The organism is Couchioplanes caeruleus, from assembly GCF_003751945.1.
GTDB lineage: Bacteria > Actinomycetota > Actinomycetes > Mycobacteriales > Micromonosporaceae > Actinoplanes > Actinoplanes caeruleus.
Genome location: NZ_RJKL01000001.1, coordinates 5,963,627 through 5,985,141, shown reverse-complemented (window position 1 = coordinate 5,985,141; position 21,515 = coordinate 5,963,627). Strand labels below are relative to the sequence as shown.

Here is a 21,515-nt window from a genome sequence, read left to right as displayed (position 1 = left end):
TGAGGCAAGGCGACGAAGAGCCGGACAGCGGCATCACAGCGGGAGCAGGCGCACTCGACCGAGGCCCAGCAGGGTCAGCGGGTCCAGATAGTCGTCGCCGCGGCGCAGGCCCCAGTGCAGGCACGCCGGGGCCGGGCAGCCCGGGTGGCCCGGCGCGAGCCGCCCGATCTCCTGCCCGGCGGTGACCGGATCGCCCACCCGCAGCGACGTCACCGTCAGCGGTTCGTAGGTCGTGCGCAGGCCGCCGGGATGGGCGACGCTCACGACCCCCCGCTCGGCGACCCTGCCGGCGAAGACGACGGTGCCGGCCCCGGCGGAGCGGACGGGTGCGGACGGCGCGGCGGCGAGATCCACGCCGCGGTGACCGGCCAGCCAGGGTTGTGGTGGCGGATCGAAGCGACGAACGATCGCGGCGCCCGGGACCGGCCAATGAAAGACCGGCCAGGGGAGCAACGGCAGGGAGAGCAGGAACACGACCAGCGAAGCCATGCCGGCATAGTGCCGGGATCAGCCGGCCGCCGCAGAACCGCCTGTGGAAAAGCGAACTCCTGTGGAAAAGGGTCAACCCGTGGGACGGCCGCGGCCGTCGGGATCAGCCGCCGAAGTTCGCGTCGTCCGGCAGGGAGATGTCCGGCTTCTCGAGCTCCTCGACGTTGACGTCCTTGAAGGTCATCACGCGCACGTTCTTGACGAAGCGCGCCGGCCGGTACATGTCCCAGACCCAGGCGTCGTGCATCTCCACCTCGAAATACACCTCGCCGTCGGAGTTGCGCACGTGCAGGTCCACCTGGTTCGCCAGGTAGAAGCGACGCTCCGTCTCCACCACGTAGGAGAACTGGCGGACGATGTCGCGGTACTCCCGGTAGAGCTGCAGCTCCATCTCGGTCTCGTACTTCTCGAGATCCTCTGCGCTCATCGCTTCTCGCCCTCCATGGCCTCATCTTCCCCCACCGGCACCGGCGGCCGAGGCTGCTCGCCCGACGCCACGCCGACGGTACCCTCAAGCTCCGGCCAGAGCATCAGCGGCTCGGCAGAAGCCACCACGGAAAGCGACCCGGCACCCGAAGACGAGGACGGGGCGGAGGCGGAGGCCGCCGCCGGACGCCGCGCCCGCGGCGGGCGATTCCCGCGCCCGGACGCCGCGGCGACGTTCACATAAGAGAACCGGTGCTCCGCGCACGGCCCATGCGCCGTGAGCGCCGCGCTGTGCTCGTCCGTGATGTAGCCCTTGTGCACAGCGAACCCGTAATTCGGGAACCGTCCGTCCAGCTCGACCATGAGCCGGTCCCGGGTGACCTTGGCGAGCACGCTGGCCGCGGCCACGCAGGCCGCCACCCGGTCGCCCTTCCAGACCGCGAGCCCAGGTGCGCCGAGGCCGTCGACCGGGAAGCCGTCGGTGAGGACGTAGTCCGGGACGGTGGCGAGCGACGCCAGCGCCCGGCGCATCGCCGCGAGGTTGCAGACGTGCAGGCCCCGGGCGTCGACCTCGGCCGGCGGGATGACCACGACGGACCAGGCCAGGGCTCGCTTGACCACCTCGTCGTAGACGCGTTCGCGGGCGGCCGCGGTGAGCAGTTTGGAGTCGGCGAGCTCGTCGATCTCGCCGCGCTTGCCCTCGGGCAGGATCGCCGCGCCCGCGACGAGCGGTCCCGCGCAGGCGCCCCGGCCGGCCTCGTCGGCGCCGGCCACGTGCCGGAAGCCGCGGCGTTGCAGGGCCCGCTCCAGCGCGTAGAGGCCGCCTTCGCGTCGGACGACGGTGCGGGGTGGGGCGAGCATCAGTGACCCCGTGCGAGTGCGAGGCACCGCCGGAGCAACCCGGTGAGGCCCGGTGGGTAGATCTCCGCGTCCGTGCCGTCGATCTCGGTAAGGGTCCACCAGCGGTGCTCGGTGATGGTTTGGCGTTCCTGGGCGTCGAACCCGGCGAAGTCGACCTCCCAGGCCGGCACGCGGTGGAGGAAGAAGTGCTGGTCCTGCCGGTACTGCCGGCCGTCGTAGCTGAACTCCGTCACCTCGTGGTGCACGGGCTCGCCGAGCTCCGCGGGATCGAGACGCAGGCCGGTCTCCTCGAACAGCTCCCGGGCGGCGCCCTGAGCGGGCGTCTCGCCCTCGTCCAGGCCGCCTCCGGGGGTGAACCACCATCGCAGGCCCGGCCGGGCGGGGTCGCCGCCGTGCAGCAGCAGGACGCGCTCGCCGGCGTCGACGAGGAGCACCCGGGCGGCCCGCCGTTCGATGTACGTCACGCCTCCAGCCTATTGCGCCAGAGATCGATCTTGACCCCGGCCCGGGGCTACTCGACGGGTGCGGTATCCGGGATGGCGTCGAACTGCTCGGGGACCGGCAGCCAGCTCGCGCGCCCGACCGGCCAGAAGATCGTGAAGGCACGCCCGACGATCGACTCCTTCTCGATCGTGGCTTCCTCGATGCTCTGGCTCTGCTGCCAGTGCTCCAGCGAGTCTCCCGAGGCCGAGCGGTGGTCGCCCATCACCCAGAGCCGGTCCTTCGGCACGGTGATGTCGAACGGCTCGTCCGCGACCGGGTCCTGGTTGCCGCCCGCGTCCTTGTAGATGTATGGCTCATCCAGCGACTGACCGTTGATCATCAGGCGTTGCTGTGGATCGCAGCAGATCACACGGTCGCCGGGTACACCGATGATGCGCTTGATGAAGTCCTCGCCGTCGCCGCCGCTCTGCCAGTCGGCGGGCGCCTTGAAGACGATGATCTCGCCGCGGCGGGGCTCGCGGAAGTCGTAGACGAGCTTGTTGACCAGCACCCTGTCCCAGATGTTGAGCGTGTGCTCCATCGATGGCGACGGGATGTAGAAGGTCTGCAGGACGAAGGCGCGGACGAGAACCGCGACCAGGATCGCCACGCCCAGCAGGATGGGCAGCTCGCGCCAGAAGGAACCGCGGCGCTGCTCGCCGGTCTGCTCGTCAATCACGAACGGAGCCTACGTCCCCGAGGCCTCAACCACAGTCCGGAACGCGCGGATACGCCGATAGTCAGCAGCAAGGGGAGCGCCGCCGCCGTGGTGGCCGGATCGGGCTCGCGGGCCGGCGCGGAGCCGAGCGGGGCAGCGCCGACAGGCTGCCCGGCGGCGTACGCCTTCCAGTTGTCGGGCACGGAGAGGCTGGTGAAGCGACTCGTCGGCCAGACCACCACGAAGGCGCGGCCGATGACGTTGTCGATCGGGACGGTGCCCTGGCACCGGGCGTCCTGGGAGACCAGCCGGTGGTCGCCCATGACGAACATCTCATCCTGCGGCACGGTCACCTCGGCGAAGCGCCGGCTGCTGCACTGCCGCGGGTTGGGCGGCGCATCGAGCGGGGAGTCCTCGAACAGGTACGGCTCGTCGATGGGCGCGCCGTTGACGGTGATCCGGCCCTTGTCGTCGCAGCAGGCCACCTTGTCGCCGGGCAGCCCGATCACCCGTTTGATGAAGTCACGCTCACCCGGGCGGCTGACGCCGACGAGGTCGCCGATGGTGCGCCCCAGCTTGGCGCCGAAGGTGTTGCTGATCGGCTCGGCGGGCTGCTCGGGCGCCCAGTTGTCGGTGCCGCGGAAGACGACGACCTCGCCGCGGACCGGGTCGCGCATGTCGTAGACGACCTTGTTGACGAGCACCCGGTCGCCGACGAGCAGGGTGTTCTCCATGGAGCCGGACGGGATGAAGAACGCCTGGACGAGGAAGGTGCGGATGAGCACCGCGAGGCAGAAGGCCACGACCAGCAGCAGCGGAAGCTCCTGCCAGAGCGGCATCTCCTTGCGCCGGATCACCCGGCCGCGGCGGCGCCGGGAAGAGGAGCCCCGGTACCCCTGCATCGGTTCCACGCTACGCATCTCCCGCCGCCGATCCGGTCGACCGCCCCGGATACAGCACTACCGCCCGCATTCCCCTCGGGGAACAGATCGGGCGGTAGTGCGAATGGCCGCCTTCGCGGCGGACGCCGCAATGGCACTGATTCCCATCCGTCACCGGCGCAAGCGTAGTTCGCCCGCGCTGTAAACGTCAGTCCGAGTGAATACGGCCCGGACCACGAGGGGGTTCAGCTGACGGTCTGCTTCTCGCGCAGCTCCTTGATCTTGGCCTTCTTGCCACGGAGCTCGCGCAGGTAGTACAGCTTGGCGCGGCGGACGTCACCACGGGTCACGACCTCGATGCGGTCGATCGCCGGGCTGTTGACCGGGTATGTGCGCTCGACACCGACGCCGAAGCTGATCTTGCGGATCTTGAAGGTCTCACGGAGGCCACCGCCCTGGCGGCTGATCACGACGCCCTGGAAGACCTGGACCCGGGAACGGTTACCCTCGACGACCCGGGCGTGGACCTTGAGCGTGTCCCCGGCACGGAAGGCGGGAATGTCGGTGCGCTGCGACTGGGCGTCGAGAGCGTCCAGCGTATTCATCGCTGCATCCTCGTGTAACTCAAAGCGCACCGGGAGTTCGATGCGCGAATGGGTGATTCTGATCCTCCGCCAACCGCGGGAGGATCCTCGTCCGGCCGCCACGGCGTGGGGACGAACGGCAACCTCCCTACTTTGCCACATCCGACCCCGGGATCCGAAATCCGGCGTCCTCGATCGCGGCCCGGTCTCGTCTGTCGAGCCGGTCCGGCGGGTACGCGTCGAACAGGTCCGGCCGGCGGGCGGCCGTCCGGAGCAGCGACTGTTCCCGCCGCCAGCGGGCGATCCGCCCGTGGTCACCGGAGCGCAGCACCTCGGGCACGTCCATCCCCCGCCACGACGCCGGCTTGGTGTAGACGGGCGCCTCCAGCAGCCCGGCCGCGTGCGATTCCTCGGTCAGCGACTCGGCGTTACCCAGCACGCCGGGCAGCAGCCGGGTGACGGCCTCCATGATCACGATGACGGCGACCTCGCCACCGAAGAGGACATAGTCCCCCAAAGACACCTCGCGGACCGGCATCCGGGTCGCGGCGTCGTCAAGAACCCGCTGGTCGATGCCCTCATACCGGCCGCACGCGAAGACGAGATGATCGAGCGAGGCCAGCTCGTGCGCGTCCGCCTGCGTGAACGGCCGGCCCACCGGGGACGGCACCACGAGCGTGGCCGAGGGGGACGCCACGGCGGAGAAAGCGGCGGCCCACGGTTCGGGGCGCATCACCATGCCCGGCCCGCCGCCGTACGGGGTGTCGTCCACCGTCCGGTGCACGTCGGAGGTCCAGAAACGCAGGTCGTGCACGGACAGGTCGAGAATCCCGCCGGCGCGGGCCTTGCCGATCAGCGACAGTTCCAACGGCGAGAAGTAGTCCGGAAAGATGGAGATGACGTCGACGCGCACCAGGAGCCTTCTAGAGGTCGAGCAGGCCCTCAGGCAGGTCGACGACGACGCGGCCGGCGGCCAGGTCGACCGTCGGCACGATCGCGCTGACGAACGGCACGAGCGCGACACCGCCCGCGGACTTGCGGAGCACGATCAGGTCGGAGGCGGGCGCGTGGTCGATGCGGTCGACCGTGCCCAGCTCGGTGCCGTCGAGCGCGACCACCGTGAGCCCGATGAGCTGATGGTCGTGGAACTCGTCCGGGTCGTCCGGCGGCGGCACCTCCGCGCTGTCGACCTGCAGCAGCACGCCGCGCAGCGCCTCGGCGACGTTGCGGTCGTGCACGCCCTCGAACTGGGCGATGATCCGGCCCTGGTGCCAGCGCAGCGATTCCAGGGTCAGCTTGGCGGGGACCCGGTAGGGCACTCCCGGGACGGCGGCGGTCGCCGGACCGGTGCTCACCCTGCGGTCCCGGGGGACCTCGGTGGTGAACACCGATCCGGCGACGAATCTCGCCTCTGGCTCATCGGTCCGGACGGTCACCAGAACCTCCCCACGGATGCCGTGGGGCTTACCGATCTGGCCGACTACCAGCAGCATCGCGCGACGGGTGGTCAGTAGGCGTCGACGATGTCGACGCGGATGCCGCGCCCACCGATCGACCCGATGACCTGACGCAGCGCCTTGGCCGTGCGCCCGCCACGCCCGATGACCGTTCCCAGGTCCTCGGGGTGCACGCGCACCTCGAGCCGCTTGCCGCGGCGCGAGTCGACCAGCCGCACCCGGACGTCGTCCGGGTTGTCGACGATGCCTTTGACGAGGTGCTCCAGCGCGGGCCGGAGCGCCCCGTCAGCTCGCGTCGGCGCCGGCACCGGCCGGGTCCTCTGCGGTCTCGGCGACGGCCTCGCGGTTCGGCTCGGCCGGGTCGGCGGCCTTGGTCTGCGCCGGCTTGGCCGCGGCGGCCTCCGGAGCGGCGGCGACCTTGGTGGCCTTCTTGGCGGGCTTGGCCGGGGTCTCGGCGACACCGGCGGCGGCCTTGGCCTCGGCCTCGTAGGCGGCCTGGCGGCTGGCCTTCTCCGGCGCGACGAGCAGCGGCGGCGGGGCCGGCAGACCCTTGAACTTCTGCCAGTCGCCGGTCTTCTCGAGGATGCGCTGCACGGCCTCGCTCGGCTGCGCGCCGACCGAGAGCCAGTACTGCACGCGCTCGCTCTTGACCTCGATCAGCGAGGGGTCGTGCTTGGGCTGGTAGATGCCGACGTACTCGATGGCGCGACCGTCACGCTTGGTGCGCGAGTCGGCGACGACGATGCGGTACTGCGGGTTGCGGATCTTGCCCATCCGCAGGAGCCGGATCTTAACGGCCACGGTTGTTTCGCTCCTGATGATCACGAGGGTGAGCCGACGGAACCCACGTGGGGATGCGGGACCGATGTCTCGGTGGACTGGCAACGCGATCAGGGTTAGAGGGCGCCTCACGCGTGCCGGATACCAGCCGTTCATTCTGCCAGACGATGGGCGGTCGTTCCCAATCGGGCCGGGAAGAAGGGCGGTCAAGATCAAGATCAAGGTCAAGATCTGGATGTCGTGCCTGGTTGCATGGTACGAACCGTCGCTCCCGCCGAGGCCGGGCGCGGAGCCCCAGGCGCCTGGCGGCGCCAGAACGGGCCTCCGCACCCTTCATTCTGCGTGAGTGGGCGAACCCGTCACGCCAGCCGCTGCAACGCGGTGCGCGCGGTCTCTGTCAGGACGGCGTGCGCGGCGTCGACCTGCCCATCCGGCCACGGCATGTCGGCATGGCGATCGGACACCGTCACCCGCAGGCCCAGGAAGACGTTGCTGTCGAGGACCGCCACCGAAAACCTGCGCAGGCGCTTCCCGGCCACCTCGGCCTCGTCGGGGTCGAACGCCGCGAACGCACGCTCGCCCAGGTCGGCGACCTGGGAACGCCCAGAGGCGTTGCCTTCGGCGAGCGCGAAGTGCATCTCCGCCGCCAACGCGGAGTCGAACCACTCCACTCTGAGTTCGCCGATGGCCCGCGGGCTCACATCACGGCCGTCGATCGAGGAGGCACAGGCCGCCCGCGAGAGGCCGCCGTACCGCTGCGGAGCACCCGGCATGTCCTGAACGTCCGGGACGGTCAGCGCATCGGTGAGCGGGCCGAGATCCAGCATGGGGCAGACGTCCGCCCGGACCCCGAAAGGGGCGCGCACGAATCCGACGACGCCGTAGAGCCCGAACGCCGTGCCGGCGATGACAAGGAGCAGTGCGACCAGGGCGGCGATCCACCGCGGTGGGCGAGGCCCCGGGTCCCAGGCAGGGGCCGGAGGGGCCTGAGCGACCGGTGGGGCCAAAGTCACTCGAAGGCAGGCTACGGATCGGTGCACCGTGACGCAGTCCAGAGTGATCAAGGACGCGGGACCGGTGGGCGGTTCCAGCCGGATGGGATCGACGTGGGGACCGGCCAGGTGGGGTCCGGGTGGAAGTCGGTCCAGGTGCCGTCGAAGGGGAAGTCGCCCGCCTCGATCTGCTTGATCACGCGGAGGCCCTCGGCGCGGACCGCGGCCTCGTCGCGGACCCAGTAGTGCTCCGGGAGGGCGAGGCGCTCGGTGAACTCGTCCTCGTCCTTCCACTCCCAGGAGCGGTCCGGGCGGGCCACGACGTCGAGGTCCTGGTCGATCACGTCGACGCCGGCCAGGTCGCCGTCATCCCAGCGCAGGGCCCGTTCCTCCAGGTTGACGTACCAGCCGGTGAAGCGGCCCTCGTCGTCGCGGAAGAACCAGACCGAGTGGTCGGCGTCCGGCGGGATGAACTTGAGCAGGCCCGGACCCCGCCACACGGCCGGGACGACACGGTGCTCCAGGCCGGCCCACTCCGGGAACGGCATGTCGCGGATGCCGCGCCCGTCGGCGGCCTCCTCGACGAGCACGGCCGAACCCCGGGCCAGCCAGAGCAGCAGGCCGCGCGCGTCGTCGGAGATCACCCGGCATGGGCGTACGGAGGCCAGCCGCGGACCGTCGACGTTGCGGTACAGGACCTGACGGCCGGGGGCGAACATCAGTACGCGCGCGCCAGGATCGCCAGGACGCCGGGCTCCTCGTCCGACTCGGGCACCGAGCCGTCGGGGCGGATCAGGCAGCGGACCGTGACCGCCTTGCCGTTCGCCTCGGCCTCGCCGTCGGTGCCGACCGCGGACCAGGGCACCCGCGCCCAGCCGGTCTGTGCCGCCTCGATCGCGTCGCCCAGGGTCTCGACGTCGACGGTGCGCTCCTGGCGCAGGGCCAGCGCGCTGTCGAGGAGCCGCTGCTGGTCGGTCTTCAGGGCGCCGGTCACCTCGGTGACCACGTCGGCGAGCGCCACCGGGGACTTGGTGCCGTCGATGCGCCGGGCCACCACCGCGTTGCCGGCGGCCAGGTCGCGCGGGCCCACCTCGATGCGGACCGGGATGCCCTGCAGCTCGGCGTCGACCGCGCGACGCCCGAAGGGGATGTCGGCGCGATCGTCGAGCTTCACCCGTACGCCCGCGGCTTTGAGCTCGTCGCGCAGCTTGACCGCCGCCTCCGTGACGCCCTCACCGGCCTTGACCACCATGATCTGAGCCTGGATCGGGGCGAGCAGCGGCGGCAGCCGCAGGCCGCTGTCGTCGCCGTGCACCATGATCAGGCCACCGATCATGCGGGTCGTGCTGCCCCACGAGGTGGTCCAGGCGTGCTCGACCGTGCCCGCCTGCGAGGTGTAGGTGATGTCGAACGCCTTGGCGAAGTTCTGACCCAGCTCGTGCGAGGTGCCCATCTGCAGGGCCTTGCCGTCGCCCATCATGGCCTCGAGGGTCATGGTGTTGGTCGCGCCGGCGAACCGCTCGCCCTTGGTCTTGCGGCCCGGGACGACCGGGATGGCCAGCAGGTTGACCATGAAGTCCTCGTAGACCGAGTGCAGGATCCGCCGCGCGTAGTCGCGGGCGTCGGCCTCGGTGGCGTGCGCGGTGTGGCCCTCCTGCCAGAGGAACTCGGTGGTCCGCAGGAACGTGCGCGGCCGCAGCTCCCAGCGCACCACGTTGGCCCACTGGTTGAGCAGCAGCGGCAGGTCGCGGTAGGAGTCGATCCACTTCGCCATGAACTCGCCGAAGATCGTCTCGCTGGTCGGGCGGACCACGATCGGCTCGGCCAACTCCTTGCCCCCGGCGTGGGTGACCACGGCCAGCTCGGGCGAGAAGCCCTCGACGTGCTGTGCCTCACGGCTCAGGTAGCTCTCCGGGATGAACAGCGGGAAGTAGGCGTTCTGCGCCTCGGCTTCCTTGATCCGCGCGTCCATCGCGGCCTGCATGCGCTCCCAGATCGCGTACGCGGCCGGCCGGATCACCATCGTGCCGCGCACCGGCCCGTTGTCGGCCATCTGCGCCTTGGCGATGAGGTCCTGGTACCAGCGGGGGAAGTCCTCCGCACGGGGAGTGAGCACGCGAGCCATGAGGCAGCATCCTAGCCGCGCCGCGGTGGCCGCCGGGGCGCGGGCGGCCCGTGTCAGCGGACGATCCGCCCCTTGAGGACGATCCGGCCAGGTTCGCGCACCACCCGCAGGTCGGCGCGGGGATCCTCGGGATAGACGACCAGGTCGGCCAGCCCGCCCTCGACCAGCCCGGGGAAGCCCAGCCATGCGCGGGCCCGCCACGAGGCGGCGGCCAGCACGTCCACCGCGGGGATGCCGGCCTCGTGCAGTAGCAGCATCTCCTCCGCCGCGAGCCCGTGCCGGATGCTGCCCCCGGCGTCCGTGCCGACGTAGACGGGCACGCCCGCCTCGTGGGCCGCCACGACGACCTGCGGGAAGCGGTCGCGCAGGCGCAGCATGTGGTCGGCGTACCCGGGGAACTTGGGCCGCGCCTGATCGGCGATCTTCCCGAAGGTCCGGATGTTGATCATCGTGGGCACCAGCGCGGTCCCCCGGCGCGCCATCTCGTCGACCAGGTCGAGCGAGAGCCCTGTCCCGTGCTCGACGGAGTCGACGCCGGCCCGCACCATCTGCGCCACCGCCTCCTCCGAGAAGGTGTGCACGGCGGCCCGCGCCCCGGCGGCGTGCGCGGCCTCCACGGCGGCGGCCATGGTCGCGGCGTCCCACGAGGGTGCCAGGTCGCCCACGGACCGGTCGATCCAGTCCCCCACGATCTTGACCCAGCCGCTGCCCGCCTTCGCCTGCGCGGTGACGGTCTCGACCACGTCGGCGGCGTCGACCTCGACACCGATGTCCCGCAGGTAACGCCGGGTCGGCGCGACATGCCGCCCGGCACGCACCAGCCGCGGGATCTCGGGCTCGTCGTCCAGCTCCGGGTACGGGTACGGCGACCCGGCGTCCCGCAGCGCCAGCACCCCGGCGTCCCGGTCCTTGGCGGCGAGCTCGCGGGCCTCGTCCAGGCTCTCGATCGGTGACGCGCCGTAGCGGATGCCGAGGTGGCAGTGAGCGTCGACCAGTCCTGGGACGATCCAGCCACCGTCGCTGATCGTCTCGGCGTCCTTCACGGGCTCGAAGGTCACCCGGTCGCCGACGAGCCAGAGGTCGCGAACCTCCCCCTCGGGCAGCACCACGCCACGCACATGCAAAGCCATGCGTCAGTCCTACCCGATGCCCGCCTCAGCCCTCGCCCTGGGTCCGCCCGAGCAACGCCTTCCACCGCGCCGTCGGCCCCGGCAGATCCAACGTCACCGGAAACGGCACCTCCGTCTCGAAGCGGCTGAGCGCAGCGGTCATCGATTCCTCCCCGGACGGACCGCTGCTCAGCTCACTAGACATGCGACTAGCTGTCTCCTGCCATCATCAGCGCTTGTCGTCGTCGTTCTTTTTGCGAGTGAGCTTGTTGAAGTCGAGGTTGGGGAGCTTGAAGCCCGGCGGCAGACCCTGGCCGCCACCGCCGCCGAGGGCGCCCGGGTCCATGCCCGGGGGAAGCTGGGGCATGCCGCCCGGGAAGCCCGCCGGCATGCCGCCGCCCATCCGGGGCCGGTTGCCACCCTTGGTGCCCTTGCGCTTGTTCTTCGGGCTCTTGGTCGCCTTGCGGCGGCCCGCGCCCGGCAGGCCCATCATGCCGCCCATCTGCTTCATCATCTTCTGCGCGTCGGCGAAGCGGTTGAGCAACTGGTTGACGTCCATGACCGTCACGCCCGAGCCGTTGGCGATGCGGGCGCGGCGGGAGCCGTTGATGATCTTCGGGTTCGTGCGCTCGCCGGGGGTCATCGAGCGGATGATGGCCGTCACCCGGTCGAAGTGGCTGTCGTCGAGCTCGGCCAGTTGGTCCTTCATCTGGCCCATGCCCGGCATCATGCCGAGGATGTTGGCGATCGGACCCATCCGGCGCACCGCGATGAGCTGGTCGAGGAAGTCCTCCAAGGTGAACTGCTCGCCGCCGAGCAGCTTGGCGGTCATCTTCTCCTTCTGATCCTCGTCGAAGGCCTGCTCGGCCTGTTCGATGAGGGTCAGCACGTCGCCCATGCCGAGGATGCGACTGGCCATCCGGTCGGGGTGGAAGACGTCGAAGTCCTCGAGCTTCTCGCCCGTGGACGCGAAGAGGATGGGCTCGCCGGTGACGTGGCGGACCGAGAGCGCGGCACCGCCGCGGGCGTCACCGTCGAGCTTCGACAGCACCACGCCGGTGATGCCGACGCCGTCGCGGAAGGCCTCGGCGGTGCTGACCGCGTCCTGGCCGACCATGGCGTCGATGACGAAGATGACCTCGTCCGGGTCGACGGCGGCGCGGATGTCGCGGGCCTGCTGCATCATCTCGGCGTCGATGCCGAGGCGGCCGGCGGTGTCGACGATGACGATGTCCTTCGCCGTGCGCCGGGCGTGCTCGATGGAGTCCCGGGCGACCTGGACCGGGTCGCCGACGCCGTTGCCGGGCTGAGGCGCGTACACGTCGACGCCGGCCCGCCCGGCGAGCACCTGGAGCTGGTTGACCGCGTTGGGTCGCTGGAGGTCACACGCGACCAGCAGCGGCTGGTGGCCCTGACCCTTGAGCCAGCGCGACAGCTTGCCGGCGAGCGTGGTCTTACCGGAACCCTGGAGACCGGCCAGCATGATCACGGTGGGCGGCTGCTTGGCGAACTGCAGCCGCCGCCCCTCGCCGCCGAGGATGTTGATCAGCTCTTCGTGGACGATCTTGATGATCTGCTGGGCCGGGTTGAGCGCCTGCGACACCTCGGCGCCGCGGGCGCGTTCCTTGAGGCTGGCGATGAACGCCTTGACGACCGGCAGGGCGACGTCCGCCTCCAGCAGCGCGAGGCGGATCTCCCGCGCGGTGGCGTCGATGTCGGCGTCGGTGAGCCGGCCCTTGCCCCGGAGCTTGGTGAAGATCCCGGAGAGGCGGTCGCTCAAGGTGTCAAACACGGCACAACTTCCCGTTGGTCAGTAGGGAGGAGATGCCCGCAAGCCTAGCGGCCCGCCGGAACGCTCACCGGTTGCGCATCCGGTACGTCTTCGCGGCCGCCTCGATCCGGCGCTGCGTCCGGGTGCCGGGCGCGAGCCCCTTCTTGGCCTTGCCGTACAGGTAGACGCCGCCGCCGACCACGAGCGCGCCCACGATCAGGTATCCGAGCGCGCCGAGCAGCGTGTCCAGCACCACCACCGCCACCCAGCCCACGACGATCACACCGGCGATCATCGCCACCAGGTAGGCCACTGCCTTGCCCATGTCGTTCTCCCTTCGAGAGCCCGTTGTCCACGATGCCTCCGCGGTGCAAGGCGGCACATCAGGGCGCACCCGTAGGGGTGGGCCGCCGCCGTTTCCCGGCGCCATAGCGGCAAATCGCGTATACCGCAGATATCAGGCGTAACGGTGGAATAGCACAGATGTCCGAAAAGCAGTCATCGACCGCAACCATCCGGCAGATCTCGCCGTTGAGGCACAGGAACCGGGCGGCTGAGCGATCGGCCCCGACGACATCCGGCGGAAGGACGAGTTCGTGCCTCTACGGCGGATCCTGCGACTGGCGCCCTGGGAAGTCCGGTCACGCATCCTCAAATCCGTGCAACGCCGCGTGCTGCCGCACGTCGCCGAGGCCCAGCGGCTCGGGGTCGCCCGCCGCCTGGTGTCGCTCGACCCGCCGCCGCGGCTTTCGCTGATGCGCGGCGCGGACGCGCCGACGATGCGGGTCCGCACCGCCCGGGGGTGGGTCACCGCCCGGCGCGAGACCGCCGCCAGCCCCACGGGCGTACGCCGGGAGAACCTGGACCGGGTCGTCGCCGCGCTCGACGAGGCGGGCGTCGACTGGTTCCGGATCCCGACCAAGGCCCTGCGCACGACGGCGGTGGCCGTTCGCGCGGCCGACCGGCCCGCGGTGCTGCGCCTCCTGCGGGGGATCACCGAGGGACACGCCGGCATGCTCGACGTCGTCAAGCCCCGCCGCGCCAAGCCGGGTGCCGCGGCGATCCTGAAGGTCTGCTGGCCGGTCACCGACCCGCGCGGCCGGCTCCTGCTCGGCCCGGACCTGGGCTGCGAGATCGAGTTCTGGACCGAGCGCGACGGCGTCCTGACCGGCCCGCGCGGCAACCCGATCGCCGACGTGATCCCGCTCGACGAGCCGGTGGTGACCGCACCCGAACCGGCCTTCGGCCCATTCAGCTCGCCGCACGACCGCACGGCGTACCGGACCCGGCAGATCTTCACCCTGCCGAGCCCGGACCGGATCGATTTCCCGATCGACGTCGTCTACACCTGGGTCGACGGCGGCGACCCGCAGTGGCGGGCCCGCAAGGCGGCCGCGCTGGCCGAGAACGCCTGGCTGGACGAGGCGAGCCGGCTCGCCAGCAACGATTCGCGCTACACGTCCCGCGACGAGCTGCGCTACTCGCTGCGCGCCCTGCACTGCTTCGCGCCCTGGGTGAACCACGTCTACCTGGTCACCGACGACCAGGTGCCGGACTGGCTGGACGCCGGCTACCCGGGCCTGACCGTGGTCAGCCATCGGGAGATCTTCGGCGACACCGGCCGGCTGCCGACCTTCAACTCGCAGGCGATCGAGTCGCGGCTGCACCGCATCCCCGGGCTCAGCGAGCACTTCCTCTACCTCAACGACGACGTGTTCCTCGGCCGGCCCGTCTCCCCCGACATGTTCTTCACGCCGGGCGGACTGACCCGGTTCTTCTTCTCGAGCGCCCAGGTGGACTCGGCGCCGCGGCGGCCCGACGACCCGCCCGCCGACTCGGCCGGCAAGAACAACCGCGAGCTGATCCGCGAGACGTTCGGCCGGGTGCTGACCCGCAAGATGATGCACACGCCGCATCCGTCACGGCGCGGCGTCATCGCCGAGATCGAGCAGCGCTTCGCCGAGCACGTCGACGCCACCGCCGGGCATCAGTTCCGGCACCCCGACGACATCTCCCTGTTGTCGTCGCTGCAGCAGTACTACGCGTACCTGACCGGCCGGGCAGTGCCGGGGACCATCGCCTACGCGTACGCCGACCTGGCCAATCCGGCGACGCCGCTGAAGCTCGCCGGCCTGCTGCGGCACCGCAACCTCGACGCGTTCTGCCTCAACGACACCGACTCGAACGAGGCGGTCGCCGCCGAGCAGGCGGCGCTGCTCGACGAGTTCCTGCCGGCGTATCTGCCGTTCGCGTCGCCGTACGAGCTGACCGGAGCGCGACTCGCTCCCCCGCTCCTGCCCCAGGTCGACCGGGGCCCGGCGCTGGCACCCGGCGCCACCGGCAAGGCGCCGGAGGTCGCCGTGCCGGTCCAGCCGCACGGCGGGCCGGCCGCCACCAATTCGCCCGTCGCCTGACGGGTCCGTGCAAAGGAGATCTACGTGAGCTTCGACGTCGTCATTCTCGGCCTCGGGTACGTGGGCCTGCCGCTGGCCCAGCAGGCCACCCGCGCCGGCCTGTCCGTGCTCGGCTTCGACGTCAACCCGGCGGTGGTCGACGCGCTCGGCGCGGGCCGCTCGCACGTGGACGACCTGTCCGATGCCGACGTGGCGGAGATGATCGCCGGCGGGTTCCGCACGACCGCCGACGAGACGCGCATCGCCGAGGCGGGCACCGCGGTCATCTGCGTGCCGACGCCGCTGTCCGAGGGCGACGGCCCCGACCTGCGCGCGGTGATCGGCGCGACCGAGGCCGTCGGGCGCCACCTGCGGTCCGGCATGCTGGTCGTGCTGGAGTCGACGACCTATCCGGGCACCACCGACGACGTGGTACGCCCGCTGCTGGAGAAGCTGTCCGGCCTGACCGCGGGCATCGACTTCCACGTCGCGTTCTCGCCCGAGCGCATCGACCCGGGCAACGAGCGGTTCGGCGCGCACAACACCCCGAAGGTCGTCGGCGGCTACACCCCCGGCTGCACCGACCTGGTGGAGGCGTTCTACGGCCGGTTCGTCGAGACCGTCGTGCGCACCCGCGGCACCCGTGAGGCGGAGACCGCGAAGCTGCTGGAGAACACGTACCGGCACGTCAACATCGCGCTGGTCAACGAGATGGCCCGGTTCTGCCACGAGCTCGACATCGACCTGTGGGACGTCATCCACGCCGCGTCGACCAAGCCGTTCGGCTTCCAGGCGTTCTACCCCGGCCCGGGCGTCGGCGGGCACTGCATCCCGATCGACCCGAACTACCTGAGCCACAACGTCCGCAGCAAGCTCGGCTACCCCTTCCGCTTCGTCGAGCTCGCCCAGGAGATCAACGCGACCATGCCGGCGTACGTAGCCCGCCGCGCGCAGAACCTGCTGAACGCCGACGGCGTGGCCGTGCACGGCGCGAAGATCCTGCTGCTGGGCGTCACCTACAAGCCGAACATCGCCGACCAGCGCGAGTCGCCGGCCACTCCCCTGGCTCGCCACCTCTCGTCGCTGGGCGCCGTCCTCACCTTCCACGACCCGTACGTGACGCAGTGGAGTGTGCCGCGCACCGACGACCTGGAGGGCGCCGCCGCGGCCGCCGACCTGGTCATCCTGGTGCAGCACCACCGCGAGTACGACGCCGACCACCTGGCGGGCATCGCGAAGCGCTTCTTCGACACCCGGGGCGTCACCACCAACCGGGAGGCGCACCGGCTGTGACCGAGATGAGCATCGCGCCCGTCGCGCCCTCCCCCCGGCAGACCCCGCGAGCGAGCGGACCGGCCCCGGCCGGCGGCACTCCCGCCCCGGCCGCGGCAGCACCCCGGCACCGCCGCGACATCGAGGGGCTGCGCGCGGTCGCGGTGCTCCTCGTGGTCGCGTACCACTGTGGTCTGCCCTTCGTCTCCGGCGGCTACGTCGGCGTCGACGTCTTCTTCGTGATCTCCGGCTTCCTGATCACCGGCCTGCTGCTGCGCGAGGCGCGGGGCTCCGGCACGGTGTCGATCCCGCGCTTCTACGCCCGCCGGGCCCTGCGGTTGCTGCCCGCCTCCGCGGTCGTGGTGGTGGTCACGGTCGCGGCCTCCGCGCTGTGGCTGCCGCCTCTGCGGCTGAGCGCGATCCTGTCCGACGCGCTGCACACCGCGGTCTACGCGATGAACTACCGGCTCGCGGCGGTCGGCACGGACTATCTGCAGACGGACGCGGAACCGTCGCCGTTGCAGCACTTCTGGTCACTGGCGGTCGAGGAGCAGTTCTACCTCGTCTGGCCGCTGCTGATCATCGTCTTCATCCGCCGGCGCGGCCTCGGCGCGGTGCTGTCGCTGCTGACCGTGGGCTCGCTCGCCGTCGCGCTGTGGCAGACGCGCGAGAATGCCGGGTGGGCGTACTTCGGGGCGCACACCCGCGCCTGGGAGCTCGGCGTCGGCGCCCTGCTCGCGCTGACCGCGCTGCGGCTGCCGCGCTGGTGCGTCCCCGCCGGCCTCGTCGCCGTCGCCGCGTCGGCAGTCCTCTACACCGCGCAGACCCCGTTTCCCGGGTACGCCGCCCTGCTGCCGGTCCTGGGCACCGCCGCGGTGGTCGCCGGCGGCACCGGGCGTCCGGCCGGTCTGCTCGGGCTGCCCGCGTTGCAGGCCGTCGGGCGGCTCTCGTACTCCTGGTATCTGTGGCACTGGCCGGCCCTGCTTATCGCGCCGCACGCGCTCGGCCGGCCCCTCGCCGTCTGGGAGAACGTGCTCGTGGCGCTGGGCGCGCTGGCGCTGGCCGCCCTCACCTACGCGCTCGTGGAGAACCCGGTACGGCACCTCGCCGCCCTGCGGAACCGCCCGTGGCGCGGCATCGGCGTGGGCTTCGGCATCTCGGTGCTCTGTGCCGCGCTGTGCGTCGCCGTCACGTCCGCCGCCACGCATCTCAGCGGGGCGCCGACCTACCGGGCCGCGGAGCTGGACCCGGCGACCCTCGACCCGAGGAGCCTGGCCACACAGATCGCCGCGAGCGTGGACGCGCCCGCCGTACCCACCAACCTGACGCCGAAGCTGCAGCACGCGAGCAAGGACAAGCCGCGCTACTACAGCGAGGGTTGCTCCGGCGACTTCGACGATCCCGAGGTGAAGAAGCCCTGTGCGTACGGCGACCTGACTTCGGATACCACGGTCGTGCTGTTCGGCGACTCGCACGCCGGCCACTGGTTCCCCGCGTTGGAGGCCGCCGCCCAGCAGGAGCGGTGGAAGCTCGTCGTGGTCTCCAAGAGCGCCTGCACCGCCGCGGACAGCCTGATCTACCTGCCACAGCTCAAACGCGAGTTCACCGAGTGCGTGCGGTGGCGCAGGGACGCGTGGCAGCACATCCGCTCGCTGCGCCCGGCGAAGGTCCTGATGGCGTCGACGTATCCGAGCAGCGAGCTGCTCGGAGTTCCCGGCACGCAGGAGGAGGCATGGGTCTCGGGATGGGAGCGGTCCGTCCGGGCGGTGTCCGCACCCGACACCGAGGTGTTCTTCATGAACGACACCCCGTGGATGGTCGGTAACGTGCCCGACTGCCTCTCGGAGCACCTCGACGACGTCGGTGCGTGCGCCCGATCCCGCGAGACGGCGCTCGCCAAGCCGGAGCGCCGCACGCTGGTCGCGGCGGCGGCACAGCGGGCGGGCGCGAAGGTCATCGACCCGACGCCGTGGTTCTGCACCAGGACGACGTGCCCGCCGGTGATCGGCAACGTGCTGGTCTACCGCGACCAGCACCATGTCACCACCGCGTACAGCCGGCTGCTGGCTCCGGAGCTGGCGGCTCGGTTGCGGTGAAGGTCCAGCGCGAGTTGAGCGCGTAGTTCACGATCGGGATGCAGACGATGGCGAAGGCCTGCACGTAGGCGTAGGGCAGGCCCAGCACGGAGGTGCCCGTACCGACCGTGACGGTGTTGACGGTCCAGGCCACGGCGGTGACGGCGAGGAACCGGGCCGCGCCCACCCCGTGGCCGACCGCCGACCGGAACACCCAGTTGCGCTGCAACGTGTACGACACCACGATGCTCGCCGCGAACCCGACCGTGGTCGCCACGACCGGCCACAGCCCCGCGCCGTCGTGCAGCGCGAGGGCCACGCCGAGGTGGGTGACGGTGCTCGCGGCACCGCTGACGCCGTAGCGCAGCAGGCGGCCGAGGTCAAAGCTCGGCATGCTCGGCCCGCTGCCCGACGATGACCGGCTGCTCGCCCGCCGGCGGACCGGTCCGACCCTGGACGAGGTAGCGCGGGCGTCCGCGGACCTCCTCGTGGATGCGGGCCAGGTACTCCCCGATCACCCCGAGGCCGAGCAGGATGAACGTACCCATCACGAGCAGCACGAGAATCACGGTCGGGAAGCCGGCGACGGAACCGCCGCGCAGCCACCTGACGAGCGTCTGCACCCCGAGCACGACCGAGAATGCGGCGAAGCCGAAGCCGACGACCGTCACGAGGTGCAGCGGCGCGGAGGTGAAGGACGTCAACCCGTTGACGGCGAGCCGGCACAGCGACCGGAAGGTCCACCGGGACGCGCCGTCGCCGCGGTGGTCGATGTCGACCTCCACGACCGTACGCCGGAAGCCGATCCAGCTCGAGGTGCCCCGGAAGAACGACGAGTGCTCGGGCAGCCGCAGCAGCGCGTCGCACGCCGGTCGGCTCAGCAGCCGGAAGTCGGTGGCGTTCACCAGGTCCACGGTGGTGAGCCGGGTGAACGTCGCGTTGAACAGCGACGCGGCGAGGCGGGCGACCGGCGGCTGGCCGGTCCGGTTGCGCTTGACCGCCTCGACGACCTCGGCGCCGTCGCTCCAGCACTGCACCATCGCGGGAATGGCCGTGGGCGGGTGCTGAAGGTCGGCGTCGATGACCACCACGGCGTCGCCCCCCGCGTGCTCCAGCCCGGCGAGGACGGCGGCCTCCTTGCCGAAGTTGCGGGAGAGCTGGATGCCGCGGACGCGCGGGTCGGCGCCACTCTGCGCGCATATCCGCGGCCACGAGTCGTCGGTGGAGCCGTCGTCGACGAGGATCAGCTCGTAGCGCAGCCCCGCCGCCTGCAGCACGGCGCCGGTGCGCCGCACGAACCCGTCCACCCCGTCGCCCTCGTCGAAGACCGGCGCGACGACCGACACGAGTGGATCGGCAGGCCTACTCACGGCTGGTCCGGGGCGCAGAACCGGCGGCCGTAGAGCTGTCTGGTGGCCATGTCGATCGTCACCTCGAGGCGTTCGGTCGGTGTCGTGGTGCCGGGAAGCTCGGCACGGGCGAACCGGGAGTAGGGAGAGTCCGGGTAGAGCGCGCGGAACTCCGTCTTCAACGCGCACCGGCGGGCGTTGCCGGCGGGCGTCCGGTCGAAGACGGCGACCTCGTGCGCGATGGCGTTGTTGAGCACCGAGGACTGGCGGTCCGCGGTGTTCACCGCGTACCTGCCGTTGGCGGCGGCGGACGCGGCGGCGACGAGGACCAGCAGCGTCAGCAGGGCGGCCGGGGTGTGCCGCCATCTCGCGAGGGCGAGGACCAGGCCCAGCAGCGCCGAGGCGCCGGCGGCCGCGGCGAGGCCGCTGTCGCGCCAGCCGAGGCCCCACCGACCGGCGCTCGCCGCGGCCTGGTTGTCGGCGGCGGCCGCCGCAAGGGCCGTGCCGAGGACGAGCACGGTGCCCGCGCCGACCGCCACGGCCAACGCCGCCCGGCGGTCGGTGTCGGGCAGCCTCCGCAGGTCCGCGGCGGTGCCCGCGGCGAGCAGGACGAGTACCAGCAGGGCCAGCACGGGCAGCAGGCCCCCGGCCCAGAACCCGTGGGTGCCGCGCGTCGCCTCCTGCCACTGCACCGGGGGAAGCCACGCGACCATCCGATGCACCCAGGCGTGGCCGAGATCCGGCCCGAGTACGACGTCCGATCCGCCGTAGCAGTCACCCGCGCCGCAGGCCCGCGCGATCAGCCACCGCACCGGGACGAACACCGGAAGGAAGCCGAGCCAGAGCAGGCCCACAAGGTGGGTCGCCCGATTGCCGAGCAGGGCACGCGGATCGAGGCCGAGGACGAGGCGCCCCCGGGCCACGACGGCGACGGTGGCGAGCGGCAGCGCCAGGTAGGCGATCTCGTTGAACGCGGCCAGCGCGGAACCCGACAGCACCGCGGCCACGGCCGGGACCGCGCGCAGCGGCGCTCCGTCCGCGGAAACCGCCCGGCAGCACACGGCGGCGACGCCGAGGACCAGCGCCGCGGAGAGGAAGTACAGACCGCCGAAGAGCACGGTCGTGCTCGTGCCGCCGGCCGCTACGAGCGCGGCCCCGACGCCGTACGGGACCAGCATCGCGCATGCCGACGGCGGGGTGCGCCACAGGCGCCCGCGCGCCGTGACGCTCTCCACCAGCAGCATCGCCGCGGCGGTCAGCACCATCGCGGCCAGCATCGACACGACGCGCAGGGCGATGTTCGCGGGGAGCTGAAGGACCTCCATCAGCAGGTAGGTCGCCACGTCCACGCCGCGCTCCAGCAGCCGCCCGAGCGGCCGGAAGTTGCCGAACTCCAGGTACATCGGCACGGTCCGGAACGGCTCGGCGAGCTGGCGCAGCGGGTGCGCGCGGAAGTCGCCGCCGTGCCAGTACACGTTGAAGCGGTGGTCCGCGGTGGGCGCGAGCGTCACCAGCGGCAGCAGCACGGCCAGTGGCACCAGGGCGGCGCGCAGCATCGCCCGCCGCCAGGGCCGCCCGGCCGGCCCGCAGCGATTCGCCGGCACGACCGCCGCGGGCGTCGCCACTTGCCGGGGGACATCCATGGTCTCGGCGCTCACACCAGCCCAACGATGTCCGGAATGTCGCAGTGACGCGGGGTCGGCAACCCGTCTGCACCCGGGCCTCGACCGGTGTTGCAACCCGGCTCGACCAGGTACCCGACCGGCAACCCAGCACTCACGGCAAGGCACCTGAACAGGCATCAGTGAAT

22 protein-coding genes and 1 pseudogene are annotated in these 21,515 nt (G+C 71.4%); 3 read left to right on the top strand and 20 right to left on the bottom strand.

What is annotated here, in order from left to right:
* Positions 1-33: 33 nt before the first annotated feature.
* The 17 genes and pseudogenes from EDD30_RS26870 to EDD30_RS26790 all read right to left on the bottom strand — a co-directional run.
* Positions 34-453: pseudogene (locus tag EDD30_RS26870) on the bottom strand (M23 family metallopeptidase); the annotation flags it as partial.
* 139 nt (positions 454-592) lie between these two features.
* The gene (locus tag EDD30_RS26865) at positions 593-916 is read right to left on the bottom strand and encodes a DUF2469 domain-containing protein (RefSeq protein ID WP_043532656.1); all 324 of its coding nucleotides are present in this window, start codon (positions 914-916) and stop codon (positions 593-595) included.
* Positions 913-1,776 (bottom strand): ribonuclease HII, encoded by an 864-nt coding sequence (locus EDD30_RS26860; RefSeq protein WP_071809020.1) that lies wholly within the window; start codon positions 1,774-1,776, stop codon positions 913-915. Before EDD30_RS26860 ends, EDD30_RS26865 begins: the two co-directional genes overlap by 4 nt.
* Positions 1,776-2,240: an NUDIX hydrolase gene (locus tag EDD30_RS26855; RefSeq protein ID WP_071809019.1), complete on the bottom strand. Its 465-nt coding sequence runs from the start codon at positions 2,238-2,240 to the stop codon at positions 1,776-1,778. Before EDD30_RS26855 ends, EDD30_RS26860 begins: the two co-directional genes overlap by 1 nt.
* Positions 2,241-2,287: 47 nt before the next feature.
* A complete protein-coding gene (gene lepB / locus EDD30_RS26850) occupies positions 2,288-2,938 on the bottom strand; it encodes a signal peptidase I (RefSeq protein WP_071809018.1) in 651 nt (216 codons plus the stop codon).
* Positions 2,935-3,819 carry a signal peptidase I gene (gene lepB / locus EDD30_RS26845; RefSeq protein WP_170047672.1) on the bottom strand — a complete coding sequence of 295 codons (885 nt, stop codon included), beginning with the start codon at positions 3,817-3,819 and terminating at the stop codon, positions 2,935-2,937. The genes lepB (EDD30_RS26850) and lepB (EDD30_RS26845) overlap by 4 nt, the downstream gene beginning before the upstream one ends.
* A gap of 224 nt (positions 3,820-4,043) precedes the next feature.
* Complete coding sequence (gene rplS, locus EDD30_RS26840) at positions 4,044-4,403, bottom strand: 50S ribosomal protein L19 (RefSeq protein WP_071809017.1); 360 nt, start codon at positions 4,401-4,403, stop codon at positions 4,044-4,046.
* A gap of 127 nt (positions 4,404-4,530) precedes the next feature.
* Positions 4,531-5,295, bottom strand: coding sequence for a tRNA (guanosine(37)-N1)-methyltransferase TrmD (gene trmD, locus EDD30_RS26835; protein WP_071809016.1), 765 nt, complete (start codon positions 5,293-5,295; stop codon positions 4,531-4,533).
* A gap of 10 nt (positions 5,296-5,305) precedes the next feature.
* Entirely contained in the window at positions 5,306-5,872 is a 567-nt protein-coding gene (rimM, locus tag EDD30_RS26830) for a ribosome maturation factor RimM (protein WP_211278018.1), read from the bottom strand.
* Positions 5,873-5,889: 17 nt separating this feature from the next.
* Complete coding sequence (locus tag EDD30_RS26825) at positions 5,890-6,147, bottom strand: RNA-binding protein (RefSeq protein WP_014447131.1); 258 nt, start codon at positions 6,145-6,147, stop codon at positions 5,890-5,892.
* On the bottom strand, positions 6,125-6,640 hold the full coding sequence (gene rpsP, locus EDD30_RS26820; RefSeq protein WP_071809014.1) for a 30S ribosomal protein S16: 516 nt from the start codon (positions 6,638-6,640) through the stop codon (positions 6,125-6,127). Before rpsP ends, EDD30_RS26825 begins: the two co-directional genes overlap by 23 nt.
* Positions 6,641-6,978: 338 nt before the next feature.
* A complete protein-coding gene (locus tag EDD30_RS26815) occupies positions 6,979-7,632 on the bottom strand; it encodes a hypothetical protein (RefSeq protein ID WP_143162998.1) in 654 nt (217 codons plus the stop codon).
* 47 nt (positions 7,633-7,679) lie between these two features.
* Positions 7,680-8,333, bottom strand: a complete 654-nt coding sequence (locus tag EDD30_RS26810) for a ribonuclease FAU-1 family protein (RefSeq protein ID WP_071809012.1) — start codon at positions 8,331-8,333, stop codon at positions 7,680-7,682.
* Positions 8,330-9,736 (bottom strand): proline--tRNA ligase, encoded by a 1,407-nt coding sequence (gene proS / locus EDD30_RS26805; RefSeq protein ID WP_071809011.1) that lies wholly within the window; start codon positions 9,734-9,736, stop codon positions 8,330-8,332. Before proS ends, EDD30_RS26810 begins: the two co-directional genes overlap by 4 nt.
* 53 nt (positions 9,737-9,789) lie before the next feature.
* On the bottom strand, positions 9,790-10,866 hold the full coding sequence (locus tag EDD30_RS26800; RefSeq protein WP_071809010.1) for an amidohydrolase family protein: 1,077 nt from the start codon (positions 10,864-10,866) through the stop codon (positions 9,790-9,792).
* A 208-nt stretch (positions 10,867-11,074) separates the two neighbouring features.
* On the bottom strand, positions 11,075-12,637 hold the full coding sequence (gene ffh / locus EDD30_RS26795; RefSeq protein ID WP_071809009.1) for a signal recognition particle protein: 1,563 nt from the start codon (positions 12,635-12,637) through the stop codon (positions 11,075-11,077).
* A gap of 64 nt (positions 12,638-12,701) precedes the next feature.
* A complete protein-coding gene (locus tag EDD30_RS26790) occupies positions 12,702-12,941 on the bottom strand; it encodes a hypothetical protein (RefSeq protein ID WP_071809008.1) in 240 nt (79 codons plus the stop codon).
* A gap of 430 nt (positions 12,942-13,371) precedes the next feature.
* On the opposite strand from EDD30_RS26790, the gene EDD30_RS26785 reads away from it, so the two are divergent.
* The 3 genes from EDD30_RS26785 to EDD30_RS26775 are packed head-to-tail and all read left to right on the top strand — an operon-like array spanning position 13,372 to position 18,377.
* A complete protein-coding gene (locus EDD30_RS26785; RefSeq protein WP_123678874.1) occupies positions 13,372-15,030 on the top strand; it encodes a stealth family protein in 1,659 nt (552 codons plus the stop codon).
* A 24-nt stretch (positions 15,031-15,054) separates the two neighbouring features.
* A complete protein-coding gene (locus EDD30_RS26780) occupies positions 15,055-16,302 on the top strand; it encodes a nucleotide sugar dehydrogenase (protein WP_071809006.1) in 1,248 nt (415 codons plus the stop codon).
* Positions 16,303-16,307: 5 nt separating this feature from the next.
* Positions 16,308-18,377 (top strand): acyltransferase family protein, encoded by a 2,070-nt coding sequence (locus EDD30_RS26775; RefSeq protein WP_071809071.1) that lies wholly within the window; start codon positions 16,308-16,310, stop codon positions 18,375-18,377.
* On the opposite strand, the gene EDD30_RS26770 is transcribed toward EDD30_RS26775, so the two are convergent.
* Genes EDD30_RS26770 through EDD30_RS26760 form a run of 3 tightly spaced genes read right to left on the bottom strand, consistent with a single transcriptional unit; the run spans position 18,322 to position 21,363 of the window.
* Positions 18,322-18,750: a GtrA family protein gene (locus tag EDD30_RS26770; RefSeq protein WP_071809005.1), complete on the bottom strand. Its 429-nt coding sequence runs from the start codon at positions 18,748-18,750 to the stop codon at positions 18,322-18,324. The two genes, EDD30_RS26775 and EDD30_RS26770, sit on opposite strands and share 56 nt — an antisense overlap.
* Complete coding sequence (locus EDD30_RS26765; protein WP_071809004.1) at positions 18,737-19,726, bottom strand: glycosyltransferase family 2 protein; 990 nt, start codon at positions 19,724-19,726, stop codon at positions 18,737-18,739. Before EDD30_RS26765 ends, EDD30_RS26770 begins: the two co-directional genes overlap by 14 nt.
* Positions 19,723-21,363 (bottom strand): hypothetical protein, encoded by a 1,641-nt coding sequence (locus EDD30_RS26760; protein ID WP_148088159.1) that lies wholly within the window; start codon positions 21,361-21,363, stop codon positions 19,723-19,725. Before EDD30_RS26760 ends, EDD30_RS26765 begins: the two co-directional genes overlap by 4 nt.
* Positions 21,364-21,515: the final 152 nt, after the last annotated feature.

Excerpts from the sequence above, each read along its gene's own strand:
- EDD30_RS26865 (WP_043532656.1), bottom strand. The coding sequence starts at position 916 with ATGAGCGCAGAGGATCTCGAGAAGTACGAGACCGAGATGGAGCTGCAG.
- EDD30_RS26860 (WP_071809020.1), bottom strand. The coding sequence starts at position 1,776 with ATGCTCGCCCCACCCCGCACCGTCGTCCGACGCGAAGGCGGCCTCTAC.
- lepB (WP_170047672.1), bottom strand. The coding sequence starts at position 3,819 with ATGCAGGGGTACCGGGGCTCCTCTTCCCGGCGCCGCCGCGGCCGGGTG.
- rplS (WP_071809017.1), bottom strand. The coding sequence starts at position 4,403 with ATGAATACGCTGGACGCTCTCGACGCCCAGTCGCAGCGCACCGACATT.
- proS (WP_071809011.1), bottom strand. The coding sequence starts at position 9,736 with ATGGCTCGCGTGCTCACTCCCCGTGCGGAGGACTTCCCCCGCTGGTAC.
- EDD30_RS26800 (WP_071809010.1), bottom strand. The coding sequence starts at position 10,866 with ATGGCTTTGCATGTGCGTGGCGTGGTGCTGCCCGAGGGGGAGGTTCGC.
- EDD30_RS26790 (WP_071809008.1), bottom strand. The coding sequence starts at position 12,941 with ATGGGCAAGGCAGTGGCCTACCTGGTGGCGATGATCGCCGGTGTGATC.
- EDD30_RS26785 (WP_123678874.1), top strand. The coding sequence starts at position 13,372 with ATGCGCGGCGCGGACGCGCCGACGATGCGGGTCCGCACCGCCCGGGGG.
- EDD30_RS26775 (WP_071809071.1), top strand. The coding sequence starts at position 16,308 with ATGAGCATCGCGCCCGTCGCGCCCTCCCCCCGGCAGACCCCGCGAGCG.
- EDD30_RS26770 (WP_071809005.1), bottom strand. The coding sequence starts at position 18,750 with ATGCCGAGCTTTGACCTCGGCCGCCTGCTGCGCTACGGCGTCAGCGGT.